This window comes from Pseudomonas sp. G2-4, assembly GCF_030064125.1.
Lineage (GTDB): Bacteria > Pseudomonadota > Gammaproteobacteria > Pseudomonadales > Pseudomonadaceae > Aquipseudomonas.
The window spans coordinates 5,997,231-6,011,453 of the sequence record NZ_CP125957.1 but is presented as its reverse complement, the minus strand read 5'-3'; the positions used below and the strand labels follow the sequence as shown (position 1 = coordinate 6,011,453).

The 14,223-nt window shown below is 60.9% G+C and carries 14 protein-coding genes; 6 read left to right on the top strand and 8 right to left on the bottom strand.

All coding sequences use genetic code 11. The features are described 5' to 3' along the window. Positions 1–157 precede the first annotated feature (157 nt). The 5 genes from QNH97_RS26425 to QNH97_RS26405 all read left to right on the top strand — a co-directional run bounded on the left by QNH97_RS26425 (position 158) and on the right by QNH97_RS26405 (position 5,554). Positions 158–1,072 carry an ABC transporter permease subunit gene (locus QNH97_RS26425; protein ID WP_283554572.1) on the top strand — a complete coding sequence of 305 codons (915 nt, stop codon included), beginning with the start codon at positions 158–160 and terminating at the stop codon, positions 1,070–1,072. A 3-nt stretch (positions 1,073–1,075) separates the two neighbouring features. After that, complete coding sequence (livM, locus tag QNH97_RS26420) at positions 1,076–2,359, top strand: high-affinity branched-chain amino acid ABC transporter permease LivM (RefSeq protein ID WP_283554571.1); 1,284 nt, start codon at positions 1,076–1,078, stop codon at positions 2,357–2,359. Beyond that, entirely contained in the window at positions 2,356–3,228 is an 873-nt protein-coding gene (locus QNH97_RS26415) for an ABC transporter ATP-binding protein (protein ID WP_283554570.1), read from the top strand. The genes livM and QNH97_RS26415 overlap by 4 nt, the downstream gene beginning before the upstream one ends. After that, entirely contained in the window at positions 3,225–3,941 is a 717-nt protein-coding gene (locus tag QNH97_RS26410; RefSeq protein ID WP_283554569.1) for an ABC transporter ATP-binding protein, read from the top strand. Before QNH97_RS26415 ends, QNH97_RS26410 begins: the two co-directional genes overlap by 4 nt. Positions 3,942–4,789: 848 nt before the next feature. Beyond that, the gene (locus tag QNH97_RS26405) at positions 4,790–5,554 is read left to right on the top strand and encodes an SDR family oxidoreductase (protein WP_283554568.1); all 765 of its coding nucleotides are present in this window, start codon (positions 4,790–4,792) and stop codon (positions 5,552–5,554) included. Between the two features lie 123 nt (positions 5,555–5,677). Here the strand turns inward: QNH97_RS26405 and QNH97_RS26400 are convergent, their stop codons facing one another. The 7 genes from QNH97_RS26400 to QNH97_RS26370 form a co-directional block, all read right to left on the bottom strand. After that, positions 5,678–6,811: an AGE family epimerase/isomerase gene (locus QNH97_RS26400; protein ID WP_283554567.1), complete on the bottom strand. Its 1,134-nt coding sequence runs from the start codon at positions 6,809–6,811 to the stop codon at positions 5,678–5,680. Between the two features lie 185 nt (positions 6,812–6,996). Continuing rightward, positions 6,997–7,569, bottom strand: coding sequence for a HupE/UreJ family protein (locus QNH97_RS26395; protein WP_283554566.1), 573 nt, complete (start codon positions 7,567–7,569; stop codon positions 6,997–6,999). Positions 7,570–7,600: 31 nt separating this feature from the next. Further along, complete coding sequence (ureG, locus tag QNH97_RS26390) at positions 7,601–8,215, bottom strand: urease accessory protein UreG (RefSeq protein ID WP_283554565.1); 615 nt, start codon at positions 8,213–8,215, stop codon at positions 7,601–7,603. Between the two features lie 9 nt (positions 8,216–8,224). Further along, positions 8,225–8,899: an urease accessory protein UreF gene (locus QNH97_RS26385; protein ID WP_283554564.1), complete on the bottom strand. Its 675-nt coding sequence runs from the start codon at positions 8,897–8,899 to the stop codon at positions 8,225–8,227. Then, a complete protein-coding gene (gene ureE / locus QNH97_RS26380; protein WP_283554563.1) occupies positions 8,896–9,396 on the bottom strand; it encodes an urease accessory protein UreE in 501 nt (166 codons plus the stop codon). The genes QNH97_RS26385 and ureE overlap by 4 nt, the downstream gene beginning before the upstream one ends. A 281-nt stretch (positions 9,397–9,677) precedes the next feature. Beyond that, the gene (locus QNH97_RS26375) at positions 9,678–10,310 is read right to left on the bottom strand and encodes a TetR family transcriptional regulator (protein ID WP_283554562.1); all 633 of its coding nucleotides are present in this window, start codon (positions 10,308–10,310) and stop codon (positions 9,678–9,680) included. A 156-nt stretch (positions 10,311–10,466) separates the two neighbouring features. Then, positions 10,467–10,961, bottom strand: coding sequence for a hypothetical protein (locus QNH97_RS26370; protein ID WP_283554561.1), 495 nt, complete (start codon positions 10,959–10,961; stop codon positions 10,467–10,469). A gap of 385 nt (positions 10,962–11,346) precedes the next feature. On the opposite strand from QNH97_RS26370, the gene QNH97_RS26365 reads away from it, so the two are divergent. Then, positions 11,347–13,422 (top strand): AsmA family protein, encoded by a 2,076-nt coding sequence (locus QNH97_RS26365; RefSeq protein ID WP_283554560.1) that lies wholly within the window; start codon positions 11,347–11,349, stop codon positions 13,420–13,422. A gap of 129 nt (positions 13,423–13,551) precedes the next feature. Here QNH97_RS26365 and QNH97_RS26360 read toward each other — a convergent pair whose 3' ends face one another. Then, positions 13,552–14,082, bottom strand: a complete 531-nt coding sequence (locus QNH97_RS26360; RefSeq protein WP_025211584.1) for a ferritin-like domain-containing protein — start codon at positions 14,080–14,082, stop codon at positions 13,552–13,554. Between the last annotated feature and the right edge of the window lie 141 nt (positions 14,083–14,223).

Sequence of the window (14,223 nt, the reverse complement as noted above, 5' to 3'; positions counted from 1 at the left end):
GACATCTTTGTTGAATGTCTGTCCGCTATCGCTGGCAGGCCAGCTTCCACAAGGGATGTAGTGTTCTGACTGACATTGCTCCGACGTAAATCTGTATTTTCCTTAGAAGAACCGCACACTCAAGGGTGTGCAGGTTCTCACTGCGTGAGATTGCGTTATGGATGGTATTTTCCTGCAGCAACTGGTCAACGGCCTGACCCTCGGGTCGGTCTATGGCCTGATCGCCATCGGCTACACAATGGTCTATGGCATCATCGGCATGATCAACTTCGCCCACGGCGAGGTTTACATGATTTCTGCGTACCTCGCGGCGATCAGTCTGGCTCTGCTGGCATACTTCGGTATTGAATCCTTCCCTCTGCTGATGCTTGGCACGCTGGTCTTCACCATCATTGTCACGGCGGTGTATGGCTGGGTCATCGAGCGCGTCGCCTACAAACCCCTGCGTAACTCCACCCGGCTGGCACCGCTGATCAGCGCCATCGGTATTTCGCTGATCCTGCAAAACTATGCACAGATCGCCCAGGGCGCGAAGCAACAAGGCGTTCCAACCTTGCTGACGGGGGCCTTGCGTGTCGAAGTCGGCACGGGATTCGTCCAGCTCACCTACACCAAGATCTTCATCCTGATTGCTGCGTTTGCCGGCATGGCGCTGCTGACCTACGTCATCAAGTACACCAAGCTTGGCCGTATGTGCCGGGCTACCCAGCAAGACCGCAAGATGGCCTCGATCCTGGGGATCAACACCGACCGGGTGATTTCCTACGTCTTCATCATCGGTGCAGCGATGGCGGCCCTGGCCGGCGTGCTGATCACCATGAACTACGGAACGTTCGACTTCTATGCCGGTTTCATCATTGGGATCAAGGCATTCACCGCAGCGGTACTTGGCGGGATCGGCTCACTGCCTGGAGCGATGCTTGGCGGGATCATCCTGGGGATCTCCGAGTCGCTGTTCTCCGGCCTCGTGAACTCGGATTACAAAGACGTCTTCAGCTTCTCGCTGCTCGTTCTCGTTCTGGTCTTTCGGCCCCAAGGCCTGCTTGGCCGTCCTCTTGTGTCGAAGGTGTAAGCGATGTCTTCAACCACTAAAAAAACCATTGATATCAAAAGAAGCCTGGTTGATGCGATTCTCGCCGGCCTTGTCGCCCTGATTGTGTTCGGCCCGATTGTCGGCGTGGTCCTGGACGGCTACGGCTTCAACCTGCAACCGACCCGCGTGGCGTGGATTGTCGCCATTGTCATGGCTGGCCGCTTTGCCCTGAGCCTGTTCCTGCAAAGTCCCAAGGGCCTGAAAATCCTTGAGGGTTTTGAAAGCACCGGCTCGGGAGTCCATGTACTGCCGCCTGATTACAAGACCCGGTTGCGCTGGATCATCCCGGTGCTGATTGTCGTTGCCGTGGTATTCCCGTTTTTCTCCAACTCCTACCTTCTGGGCGTGGTCATCCTCGGGTTGATCTATGTCTTGCTGGGCCTGGGGTTGAACATCGTGGTGGGGCTGGCGGGCCTGCTTGACCTCGGTTATGTGGCGTTCTACGCCATTGGCGCCTATGGGTTGGCACTCGGTTATCAATACCTGGGGCTGGGTTTCTGGACGGTGCTGCCATTGGCCGCGATCACGGCGGGGCTGGCGGGCTGCATCCTCGGGTTCCCGGTGCTGCGCCTGCACGGTGACTACCTGGCAATCGTGACCCTGGGTTTCGGTGAAATCATCCGGCTGGTCCTCAATAACTGGCTGTCCTTGACGGGCGGCCCGAATGGCATGGCGGCGCCGTTGCCCACCTTCTTTGGCCTTGAGTTCGGTAAAAGAGCGAAGGACGGCGGCATACCCTTCCATGAGTTTTTCGGCCTCACCTACAACCCGGACGTGAAGTACTACTTCATCTACGCAGTGTTGTTCCTTGTCGTGCTGGGCGTGTTGTACATCAAGCATCGCCTGACCCGCATGCCGGTCGGTCGCGCCTGGGAAGCCTTGCGCGAAGATGAAATCGCCTGTCGCTCGATGGGCCTGAACCACGTGTTGGTCAAGCTCTCGGCGTTCACCATCGGGGCCTCGACGGCCGGCCTGGCCGGTGTGTTCTTCGCCACCTACCAGGGCTTCGTCAATCCGACATCGTTCACCTTCTTCGAATCGGCCCTGATCCTCGCCATCGTGGTGCTGGGCGGCATGGGCTCGACCATCGGCGTGGTGATTGCGGCCTTCGTGCTGACCGTGGCGCCGGAACTGCTGCGCGGCTTCGCGGAATACCGGGTGCTGCTGTTCGGCATACTGATGGTGTTGATGATGATCTGGCGCCCCCGCGGCCTGATTCGCATCAGCCGTACCGGTGTGACGCCGCGTAAAGGAGTAGCGCCATGAGCGAAGTCGTACTCCAGGTCGAAAACCTGATGATGCAATTCGGTGGGATCAAGGCCCTCAACGACGTCAGCCTGCAAGTCAAACGTAACTCGATCTTCGCCCTGATCGGCCCCAACGGTGCGGGCAAGACCACGGTATTCAACTGCCTGACCGGGTTCTACAAGGCCACGGGCGGCAAGATCGAACTCAACGTGCGCGGCGAACGGACCGATGTCATCAAGTTGTTGGGCGAAGCGTTTCGCCCGACTGACTTCGTGTCACCAACATCCTTCTGCAGCCGCATGTACTACAAGATGTTCGGCGGCACTCACCTGGTGAACCGTGCCGGCTTGGCGCGGACCTTCCAGAACATCCGCCTGTTCAAGGAAATGTCGGTGCTGGAAAACCTGCTGGTGGCCCAGCACATGTGGGTCAACCGCAGCCTGCTAGCGGGCATCCTCAACACCAAGGGCTACCGCCAGGCCGAAAGCGATGCCCTGGATCATGCCTTCTATTGGCTGGAAGTGGTGGACCTGGTGGATTGCGCCAACCGCCTCGCGGGCGAGCTTTCCTACGGCCAGCAACGGCGCCTGGAAATTGCCCGGGCCATGTGCACCCGTCCGCAGATCATCTGCCTCGACGAACCGGCCGCTGGCCTCAATCCTCAAGAAACCGAAGCGCTGAGCGCGATGATCCGGCTGCTGCGCGACGAGCACGATCTGACCGTGGTGCTGATCGAACACGACATGGGCATGGTAATGAGCATTTCCGACCACATCGTGGTGCTGGACCACGGCACTGTGATCGCCGAAGGCGGTCCTGAGGCGATTCGCAACGATCCGAAAGTGATCGCGGCTTACCTGGGTGCCGACGAAGAGGAGCTGGTATGAGTGGACCTATCCTCGAACTCAAGGAGCTGGACGTGTTCTACGGGCCGATCCAGGCCTTGAAGAAAGTCTCGCTGCACATTGGCGAAGGCGAGACCGTGAGCCTGATCGGCTCCAACGGTGCCGGCAAATCCACGCTGCTGATGTCGATTTTCGGCCAGCCGCGAGCCGCGAGCGGACAGATCATTTACCAGGGCGTGGACATCACCCACAAATCGTCCCATTACATCGCGTCCCATGGCATCGCGCAGTCGCCGGAAGGGCGGCGGGTATTCCCGGACATGACCGTTGAGGAAAACCTGCTAATGGGCACCATCCCCATCGGTGACAAGCACGCCGGTGAAGACATGCAGCGCATGTTCGAGCTGTTCCCGCGGCTCAAGGAGCGACGTAACCAGCGGGCCATGACCATGTCCGGCGGTGAGCAGCAGATGCTCGCCATCGCTCGGGCGTTGATGAGCCGGCCGAAGTTGTTGCTGCTTGATGAGCCGAGCCTGGGGTTGGCGCCGATCGTGGTGAAACAGATCTTCTCAACCCTGCGTGAGCTGGCGTCCACCGGGATGACCATCTTCCTGGTCGAGCAGAATGCCAACCACGCTCTCAGGCTGTCGGACCGGGCCTATGTGATGGTCAACGGCGAAATCCGCCTGACCGGCACCGGCAAGGAGTTGCTCGTCAACGAAGAGGTGCGCAACGCGTACCTGGGCGGGCATTGAGGCTGTTGTTGCAGTGACTGGAACCGGCGAGTGATCGCCGGTTTTTTTATCCCTTCAGAATGCACCCACCCTTGTGGGAGCGAGCTTGCTCGCGATGACGGCGGCACATTCAATGGAGAAGTGATAGGTAGACCGCTATCGCGAGCAAGCTCGCTCCCACAGGGTTTTGGGCCATGGCGAGAATTGTGGACAACAATCCTGAGCCCTTACGAAACCGCGACATAAAGTCGCCGCAAATAGTTGTTTTGTCACAGTTTTGACTTGTCCCCGTTTGCTGTGGAACCGACTGTGGGTAACGTGGGAGTAGCTGGCTGAAAGCCTTTAAATACAAGGCTTACAGGTGTGTGATCGTTTTTTGATCAGGCGTTTTTAGACAAGCTGACGCTAGGCTTGTCAACACTTTTATGAGCATTGGAAAGAGCTCGAAAATCTGTGGGCAGGCCTGTGGATAAGTCTGTGACTAAACTCTGGAAAGACCGCGCTCAGGGCCGTCGTTACTGGCTTGGAGCCATCGCTCGCTGATTGGCGGCTTATAGCAGATAACTTGAACTGCACAACCTGCGTTGCGGGGTCAAGGGAAAAAACTTTCCAAATACCTCGCAAAGCCTTATGCAAAGCGGCTTGCAGAGTTTGCACTTGCCCCCGATTACTGTGGACGCGCCTGTGGATAAGGTGCGGGTAATTGGCTGTGGGCCTTGTTTGATAAGGTCTGGCGGTAATTGGTTATTTTATGGACAGTCGCGGGACATAACGCTTGTCTCCACAAGCCTTGCCGGTAGCGTGTCGGGCCGGGCATTCTGTTGGCCGAATTTCATTCAATGGCTTAAGCCCAAAGCAAGGAGAACATGATGTCCAACACCCTGTTTATTACCGGTGCGACGTCCGGTTTTGGTGAGGCCTGTGCCCGTCGTTTCGCCGAGGCTGGCTGGAAGTTGGTGCTGACCGGCCGTCGTGAAGAGCGCCTCGATGCCCTGTGTGCCGAGCTGTCGAAGCAGACCGAGGTCCATGGCTTGGTACTGGACGTACGTGATCGCAAGGCCATGGAAGAGGCCATCGCGAACCTGCCGCCGTCGTTCGCCAAGTTGCGGGGGCTGATCAACAACGCGGGGCTAGCCTTGGGCGTGGACCCGGCGCCCAAGTGCGACCTTGATGACTGGGACACCATGGTCGACACCAACGTCAAGGGCCTGCTCTACAGCACCCGCCTGTTGCTGCCGCGCCTGATAGCCCATGGCCGTGGTGCCGGGATCATCAACCTGGGCTCCATCGCCGGTAACTACCCGTACCCGGGCAGCCACGTGTATGGCGCGAGCAAGGCGTTCGTCAAACAGTTCTCCCTGAACCTGCGTTGCGACCTGCAAGGTACCGGGGTGCGGGTGAGTAACATCGAGCCGGGGCTGTGCGAAAGCGAATTCTCCCTGGTCCGCTTTGGCGGCGATCAGGAGCGCTACAACGCGACCTACGCTGGCGCCGAGCCGATCCAGCCGCAGGACATCGCCGATACCATTTTCTGGGTGCTTAACGCGCCGGCCCACATCAACATCAACAGTCTGGAGCTGATGCCGGTGAGCCAGACCTGGGCCGGGTTTGCCATCGAGCGCAACAAGGCTTGATGGCTGACATTGTTGTGGACACCTGTGGCGAGGGAGCTTGCTCCCGCTGGGGCGCGTAGCGGCCCCAAAAGCTAACGGCTGCTTCGCAGCCGAACGGGAGCAAGCTCCCTCGCCACAGGGGCTTTAGGCCAGATAATCGGCGAGTCCGCGATAGCAGGTCAGCAGGTGGTACGGCGTGGTGGAAGGCATGTCCAGGCGGCTGACAGCGCCATTGGCGTCCAGGCATTCATTCCAGCCCCGGGGGTGCAGGAAGTGTTGCTGCAGCGCCTGCAACTGACGCAGCAAGGCTCCCTCGTTCCCAGGGCGTAAGGTCAGTGCCCGCAAATACTCTGCCTGGGCCCAGATGCGCTGGGTCGCGTCTCGCGCGACAACGTGCGGTTCCAGGCCCAGCATGGCGCGCACCGCACCGGACTGCGGGTTCACGCCTTGTTGCTCGGTGTAGCCAAAGCTGCGCTCCAAGGCCCCATGCAACTTGCCACCGCGCAGCAGGGGCGAGGAACTGAGCAGGAAGTACCACTCGAATTGGTGTCCTGGCTCGAACCAGTTATCCACAGCCTTGAGCGGTTTCTCCATCATGACGCGCTGCCTGGGGTCGATGAAGCGCTTGAACATCCCGTCGCACAGGCTCAGCAGCGCTTGGCGGACATGGGCGTCTTCGCGCACGGAGAGGGTGGCGAGGAACGCTTCGGCCAAGTGCATCAGCGGGTTTTGCAGAGGGCCGGATCCGAGCGTTGACCAGTCGCGTTTGAGGCTGGCTTCGTACAGGCCATCGGCGCTGGCAAAGCGCCGGGCGATGACTTCCAGGGCGGCGTTGAGTACCGACTCTACCAGCGGCTCGCGGACCTTGCCCCAGTAGTGGGCACAGGCGAACAGGATAAAGGCGTGGGTGTAGAGGTCCTTGCCAGTGTCCAGTGGCGCGCCTTGCGGGTCGATGCTGTAGAACCAGCCGCCGTGTTCGGCATCGTGGAAATGCCGTTGCAGCGAGCGAAACAGTGCCCCGGCCCGTTCCTCGGCTTGCGGTACTTCGCCGATCAGGCTGGCGAACATGTACAACTGCCGCGCACAGGCCATGGCCCGATAGCGCTGGGGCGGCAGCGGCGAATGCCCGGCGTCCAGGGATTCATAGGGCAATGCCAAATCGGCATTCCAGCCCGGGCCTTGCCACATTGGCACGATCACGTCGTGAAAATGCTGATGCACCGTTGCGAACAGGGCGGTCAATTCAGGCTGGGGAGCGGGGCGGGAAGCATCAGGCATGGGCGGACGTCGTCACGGCTGGGGGGCGATTGCGCGACATGGTAGCAGAGTGGCAGGCCGTGGGAGATGGGGCGCCTGTCAGGCCGCCTTCGCGAGCAAGCTCGCTCCCACATTTGCTCGGTGTACACCGTACTTAATGTGGGAGCGAGCTTGCTCGCGAAGGGGCCTTTGGAGGCGCTAGAAAATCAACCTGCCAACAACCAAACCCCAGCCGCCGCCGAAGCCGCCCCAGCCAAACGCACTAGCGGCGCGGCCGCTCGCGGCAATACGCGAACCAGCGCAAACCCCGCGCCATGCAGCGCCGCCGTGGCCGCGACGAACCCGGCCGCATAGGCCCAAGGGCTCGACATGTCCGGCAGTTCCAAGCCATGGGCTACGCCATGGAACAGCGCAAACATCGCGGTAGCGGCGACCGCCAGGCCCAGCGGTGGACGCACCGCCAGTGCCACGGCCAGGCCCAGGGCCAGGACCGAGGCGGCAATCCCGCTTTCCAGCGCCGGCAGGTCCAGGCCTTCAAAACCCAGCAAGCCGCCGAGCAGCATGGTCCCGACGAAAGTGCACGGCAGCGCCCAGCGCGCCGCGCCTTGTTGTTGCGCGGCCCACAAGCCGACCGCCAGCATCGCCAGCAAATGATCGAGCCCGCCAATGGGGTGGCCGAGGCCAGCGATCAGACCATTGTCGCCATGGCCGGGGTGGGCGAAGGCCAGGGCCGGGGTCAGCAGCAGGACGAGGGCGCCGAGGATACGTTTGCATGTCATGGATAAGCTTCCTTGTTGAAGGTCGGAAAAATCAGGCGGCGGTCAGCAGGCCCTGGCGCTCGATGAACGCAATGATGGCGTCCAGGCCCTGGCCGGTCTTCTGGTTGCTGAACACGAACGGCTTGCCGTTGCGCATCCGCCGGGTGTCGCTGTCCATCATCTCCAGGGACGCGCCTACCAGCGGTGCCAGGTCAATTTTGTTGATCACCAGCAGGTCGGATTTGCAGATGCCCGGCCCGCCCTTGCGCGGCAGCTTGTCACCGGCCGAGACGTCGATCACATAGATGGTCAGGTCCGACAGTTCCGGGCTGAAGGTCGCCGAAAGGTTGTCGCCGCCCGATTCCACCAGGATCAAGTCCAGGCCCGGGAAGCGCCGGTTCAGTTGGTCCACTGCTTCGAGGTTGATCGAGGCGTCTTCGCGAATCGCCGTGTGCGGGCAACCGCCGGTCTCCACGCCGATGATCCGCTCTGGCGCCAGGGCCTCGTTGCGCACCAAGAAGTCGGCGTCTTCGCGGGTGTAGATGTCGTTGGTAACCACCGCCAGGTTGTAGCGATCGCGCAGGGCCAGGCACAGGGCCAGCGTCAACGCGGTTTTGCCGGAACCCACTGGGCCGCCGATACCGACGCGCAAAGGTTGTGTATTCATGTGTGTCTCCTAGGAACGGAACAGACGGCTGTACTGGCGCTCATGGGCCATGCACGCCAGTGACAGGCCAAACGCGGCGCTGCCGGAATGATCGGGGTCGATGTTCGAAGCGTTGTGCTGGGCCTGCTGCAGCAACGGCAGCAGTTCGCTGGTCAGGCGTTGGGCCGCTTGCTGGCCCAGGGGCAGGGTTTTCATCAACACCGCCAGTTGGTTTTCCAGCCAGCTCCATAGCCAGGCGGCGAGGGCGTCCTGGGGCGTGATCTGCCAGGCGCGGGCGGCCAGGGCCCAGCCCAGGGCCAGGTGCGGCTCGCTGCGTTGTTCGAGAAAGGCTCGTGCGGCGGCGTCCAGTTCCGGCAGGCCGTTCAACAATTGCTGCAACGAGTAGCCCATCTGCCGGCTCTCCTGATACAGCTCACGGGTTTCCCGGCTGGCGCGGTGCTCTTCACAATGCAGCAGCAGGGCGTTCCAGTCGTCGGCGGCGGCTGCAGTGCAGTGAGCCAGCAGCAAGGGCGCTTCGAAGCGTGCCAGGTTCAGCAGCAATTGATCGCTGATCCAGCGACGCGCATCGTCGGGATTCTTGACCTGGCCGTTATCCACCGCCATCTCCAGCCCCTGGGAATAGCTGTAGCCGCCAATCGGCAGTTGCGGGCTGGCCAGGCGCAGCAGCGCCCAGGCCGGGTTCATGTGCGCACGCCGAACTGATGCAGGCGCGGCGCGTAGTTGAAGTCTTCGTCGCCGTGCCGTGAGTGATGGTGACCACCACCATAGGCGCCATGTTCCGGTTGGAACGGAGCATCGATGGGTTCGGCGCTGGCGCCCAGTTGTTCGAGCATCGCCTTGAGCACGTAATCGTCCAGCAGGCGCAACCAGCCATCGCCCACTTGCAGGGCAACATGGCGATTGCCCAAGTGATAGGCGGCACGGGTCAGTTCGAACGCGTTGGCGCAGGTGACGTGCAACAATTGTTGGGGACGGGCACAGACACGCACGATGCGACCGTCTTCGGCCTGCAGGCATTCGCCGTCATACAGCGGCGGTTGGCCTCGCTCCAGAAACAATCCCACATCTTCACCTTCGGCACTGAAACAGCGCAGGCGGCTTTTGCTACGGGCGTCGAAGGTCAGTAGCAGTTCGGCGTCCCAGCGGGGTTGAGGGTCGATTCTGCGATGAATCACCAGCATCGGAGTGCTTCCAGCAATGAACAGTGCTGTGTTTAGAGCAAGGGGCTTGCCAATCGAAGGGGGTGTAGGAAATAGGGGGGGCTGCTGGGGAAGGTGTTTGCTGGCGTCTCGCGTTGCGTGCCATTTTGGTGCGCGCCGTAAAGCGGTGCACTATTTTGCGGCTTGAGAAAAACTTGTGGGAGCGAGCTTGCTCGCGATAGCGGAGTGTCAGTCAGCATCAACTCCACTGATGAATCGCTATCGCGAGCAAGCTCGCTCCCACAGTGGGTACATTCGGGGAATTATTCGGTGCTACCCAGCCCTTGCCAATGCTTGAGACCAATGAAGATAAACCGCAGCTGCTGGGTGATTTTCACTTGGGGAGTGAGGTGCTCGGGCAAGGCTTCGGCGGGTGGGTCGATGATGTCCGGCAGGGTGGCGAACACGCTTTTGACGATAAGGTCGGCCATCACACTCAACCCGGCCAAGTCCAAGTGCTGCAGTTTCGGCATGAGTGCCAGGTCGGCGGCCAAATCCGAGCTGATGCCTTCGCGCAGTCGTCCGATGGCCTGGCGCACCGGCAGGGAGCCGCCGTATTGCTCGCGGGCCAGGAACAGGAACTGCGAGCGGTTGGCTTGCACCACATCGAGGAAAATCCGCACCGACGCGTCAATGATGCCGCCCATGACGAATTCGTTGTGGCGCACCAGTCGAATGGTTTCGCGGAAGGTCTGGCCGACTTCGCTGACGAGTGCCAGGCCCAGTTGATCCATGTCGTCGAAGTGCCGATAGAACCCGGTGGGCACGATGCCCGCCGTCCTGGCGACTTCCCGCAGGCTCAGGCTGCCGAACCCCCGGCCACTCTCCATCAAATGCCGGGCTGCATCCATCAGGGCGTTTCGGGTCTGTTGTTTCTGTTCGGCGCGGGGCAGCATCGCAAGGCTGACTTCTGATTCACGGGAGCGATGCACTCTAGCAAATCGGCTTTGCCGACGTCGAACGGTAGAGAGGGATCAGGCGGGGAAATGGGACGTTTGAAAAGTTAAAAGCCCGATTGGAGGAATCGGGCTTTTTTCCGAGATACCATGGGCTCAGCTCACTGTGCCGTTGCGTTCGATCACACGGTCACCACCGCCTTCGGCAAGGGTCTGGCCAGGAGTACGGTCGGAACCATCTGCGGCAAGGGTCTGGCCAGGAGTACGGTCGGAACCATCTGCGGCAAGGGTCTGGCCTGGGGTGCGGTCGGAACCGTCAGCAGCCAAGGTCTGGCCTGGAGTGCGGTCGGAACCGTCAGCAGCCAAGGTCTGGCCTGGAGTGCGGTCGGAACCGTCAGCAGCCAGGGTCTGGCCTTGTGGCGTGCGGTCGGAACCATCTTCAGCCAGGGTCTGGCCTTGTGGCGTGCGGTCAGAACCGTCTTCGGCCAAGCCTTTTTCTTTCAGGCGATCACTTCCACCTTCGGCAACGGTCTGGCTGTAGACCGAATGGCTGTCCCTGACCTGAGGGGTGGCTTGTTCGGAGGCTGGCAGTGCGAAAGCGGTAGAGGCCAGCAGTGAAAGGGAAAGGCTCATCAGTAATTGGCGTTTCATGATCATTGCTCCTTGGGAGGGCGATAAAGTGGGTACGAGGGCAATGCTACTCTCGATAAGTCGATATAAAAGTTCATAAACGCAATGGTAATAATCAACGGAATTGATTGTTACGGGCGAAGGCTCTAGAACGGGCCTCTCAGGGGCGTGGTTTTGCACTGTGATGGGTATTTTGTACCCAGTAGTGCTTCCAAAACGTGCGGGGTCGGTAACACATACTTGGCGAACTGGTCAGGATTTTCGACGATTCTTGTGCCGTTCATCGCCCGTGGGGTTAAACCTGTTGGCCGTTTCGCCAGTCCTATTCTCATAGCGAGCCGATTACAGGTTCGTGTTTCCAAAGGCGTCGCAGGTCGGCGCTGAATTGTCATCAGGAGCCTTGTGCATGACGCGCACCTCAAAAATCTTCGCCTGGAGCTTCGCCTGCCTTGTTGTCTTGCTGGCGGTGCTGGTGCTGATCATCGCCTTCTTCGATTGGAACCGGATCAAGCCTCCACTCAACGCCAAGGTTTCGGAGGAGTTGCACCGGCCGTTCGCGATCAACGGCAACCTGGCGGTGATCTGGCAGCGCGAGCCTGCAGAGGGGGGCTGGCGGGCTTGGGTGCCGTGGCCTCACGTGGTGGCCGAAGACTTGAGCCTGGGTAACCCGGACTGGTCGAAAACCCCGCAGATGGTCACGCTCAAGCGGGTTGAGTTGCGCATTTCCCCCTTGGCCTTGCTGGTCCGGCGAGTGACCATTCCCCGTATCGACCTGACCGAGCCCGACGCCAACCTGCAACGCCTGGCCGACGGGCGCGCCAACTGGACGTTTCAGTTCGACCCGAAGGACCCGGACGCCGAGCCGTCCAGTTGGGTGGTGGACATCGGTGCCATCGGCTTCGACAAGGGCCACGTCACCCTTGACGACCAGACGCTGAGAACCCGCCTCGACCTGCTGATCGACCCGCTGGGCAAGCCCATCCCCTTCAGCGATATCGTCGGTGACAAGGCCGCCAAGAAAGCCCAGGACCAGGGGGCGACGCCGCAGGACTATGCGTTCGCCTTCAAGGTCAACGGGCAGTATCAGGGGCAGAACCTCACCGGCTCCGGCAAGGTGGGCGGCTTGCTGGCGTTGCAGGACGCCTCACGACCCTTTCCGCTTCAGGCCCAGGCGAAAATCGGTGACACCCGCGTCGAACTGGCTGGCACCCTCACCGACCCGATGAACCTCGGAGCCTTGGACCTGCGCTTGAAACTGGCCGGCACCAGCCTCGCCAATCTCTACCCCCTGACCGGCGTGACCCTGCCGGATTCGCCGCCCTATTCCACCGACGGCCATCTGATCGCCAAGCTCCACGAACCGGGCGGGGCGCTGTTTCGCTACGAAGCGTTCAACGGCAAGATCGGCGACAGCGATATCCATGGCGACCTGGCCTATGTCGCCAGCCAGCCCCGGCCGAAACTCAGTGGCGCGCTGGTCTCCAATCAACTGCTGTTCAGCGACCTGGCACCGCTGATCGGTGCCGACTCCAATACCGAACAAAAGGCCCGTGGCGGTGCGAGCAAGCAGCCGACCGACAAGGTCCTGCCCGTAGAGGAGTTTCGTACCGAGCGCTGGGGGGTGATGGATGCCGATGTGGAGTTCACCGGCAAACGAATCGTCCACAGCGAGCAATTGCCATTCACCGATCTCTACACTCACTTGGTGCTCAACGATGGTCAGCTAAGCCTCGAACCCCTGCGTTTCGGCGTGGCCGGTGGCCGCCTTGATGCGCAGGTCCGCCTCAATGGCCACGCCCAGCCTCTGGAAGGCCAGGCGAAGCTGACCGCGCGGGGTTTCAAGCTCAAGCAACTGTTCCCCGGCTTCGAGCCGATGAAAACCAGTTTTGGTGAGCTGAACGGCGATGCCGATATTGCCGGGCGCGGCAATTCGGTGGCGGCGTTGCTGGGTACCTCCAACGGCACCCTGAAAATGCTCATCAACGACGGCGCTATCAGTCGGGAGCTGATGGAGTTGGCGGGGTTGAACGTCGGCAACTACGTGGTGGGAAAAATCTTTGGCGACAAGGAAGTGAAGATCAACTGCGCGGCCGCGGACTTCGACATCAAGACCGGCCTGGCGACCACCCGCCTGTTCGTGTTCGACACCGAGAACGCAATCATCTACATCGACGGCACGGCGAACATGGCCACTGAACAGTTGGACCTGACCATCACCCCCGAGTCCAAGGGCTGGAGACTGATTTCCTTGCGCTCGCCGTTGTACGTGCGAGGCAAGTTCTCCAAGCCCGCCGCCGGCGTCAAGGCTGTACCGCTGATTCTGCGCGGTGCCGGGATGGTGGCGCTGGGTGTGATCGCGGCGCCTGCGGCCGGGTTGCTGGCGTTGGTCGCTCCCAGCGGTGGCGAGCCGAACCAGTGTGCGCCGTTGCTGGAGCAGATGAAGGCGGGCAAGGCGCCGGTGACGGTCAAACCTACCCGGTAGCCAGATTGTGCTGTGAGGCGGCTGGCCTCATCGCGAGCCAGCTCGCTCCCACATTTTGACCGCATTCTTTCAGACAGAATGCGGTCCCCTGTGGGAGCGAGCTTGCTCGCGATGGGGCCCTAAAGGCTCTTACAAATCGGCCAGGATGTCGGCCATGTCATCGGCGTGCTCTTCTTCCTGGGCCAGGATGTCTTCGAAGATACGCCGGGTGGTCGGGTCTTTTTCGCCGATGTACTGGATGATTTCCCGATAGCTGTCGATGGCGATCCGTTCCGCCACCAGGTCTTCGTAGACCATTTCCTTGAGCGTATTGCCGGCCACGTACTGGGCATGGGAATTGCGGGTCAACAGGTCGGGGTTGAACTCAGGTTCACCGCCCAGTTGCACGATGCGTTCGGCAAGCTTGTCGGCGTGCTCGGCTTCCTGGTTCGCGTGCTCGAGGAACTCACTGGCGGCCACGCTGGCCTTGAGGCCGGTGGCCATGAAGTAGTGGCGCTTGTAGCGCAGCACGCACACCAGTTCGGTGGCCAGTGCTTCGTTGAGCAGGCGAACGACCTCCTGTCGATCGGCGCTGTAGCCCTCGGTCACGGCGCCGTTCTGCACGTTCTGCCGTGCCCGTTCGCGCAGGGTGGTTACATCGGATAAGTGCATGTCGCTCATCTCGTTTCTCCTGGAGGCTGATCCGGTTGAGGCGTCACGCTCTGCAGGCGCGATCACTCTAGGTCTGAGTGACGCGATCCGGAAAAAGTTTTACCGAATTTGTCCGCAGGCTGATCGGGCCGAAGTGACGCCGGTGTCATA

Coding starts and splice junctions, on each gene's coding strand:
- QNH97_RS26425 (WP_283554572.1), top strand. CDS start 158: ATGGATGGTATTTTCCTGCAGCAACTGGTCAACGGCCTGACCCTCGGG.
- livM (WP_283554571.1), top strand. CDS start 1,076: ATGTCTTCAACCACTAAAAAAACCATTGATATCAAAAGAAGCCTGGTT.
- QNH97_RS26415 (WP_283554570.1), top strand. CDS start 2,356: ATGAGCGAAGTCGTACTCCAGGTCGAAAACCTGATGATGCAATTCGGT.
- QNH97_RS26410 (WP_283554569.1), top strand. CDS start 3,225: ATGAGTGGACCTATCCTCGAACTCAAGGAGCTGGACGTGTTCTACGGG.
- QNH97_RS26405 (WP_283554568.1), top strand. CDS start 4,790: ATGTCCAACACCCTGTTTATTACCGGTGCGACGTCCGGTTTTGGTGAG.
- QNH97_RS26400 (WP_283554567.1), bottom strand. CDS start 6,811: ATGCCTGATGCTTCCCGCCCCGCTCCCCAGCCTGAATTGACCGCCCTG.
- QNH97_RS26395 (WP_283554566.1), bottom strand. CDS start 7,569: ATGACATGCAAACGTATCCTCGGCGCCCTCGTCCTGCTGCTGACCCCG.
- ureG (WP_283554565.1), bottom strand. CDS start 8,215: ATGAATACACAACCTTTGCGCGTCGGTATCGGCGGCCCAGTGGGTTCC.
- QNH97_RS26385 (WP_283554564.1), bottom strand. CDS start 8,899: ATGAACCCGGCCTGGGCGCTGCTGCGCCTGGCCAGCCCGCAACTGCCG.
- ureE (WP_283554563.1), bottom strand. CDS start 9,396: ATGCTGGTGATTCATCGCAGAATCGACCCTCAACCCCGCTGGGACGCC.
- QNH97_RS26375 (WP_283554562.1), bottom strand. CDS start 10,310: ATGCTGCCCCGCGCCGAACAGAAACAACAGACCCGAAACGCCCTGATG.
- QNH97_RS26370 (WP_283554561.1), bottom strand. CDS start 10,961: ATGAAACGCCAATTACTGATGAGCCTTTCCCTTTCACTGCTGGCCTCT.
- QNH97_RS26365 (WP_283554560.1), top strand. CDS start 11,347: ATGACGCGCACCTCAAAAATCTTCGCCTGGAGCTTCGCCTGCCTTGTT.
- QNH97_RS26360 (WP_025211584.1), bottom strand. CDS start 14,082: ATGAGCGACATGCACTTATCCGATGTAACCACCCTGCGCGAACGGGCA.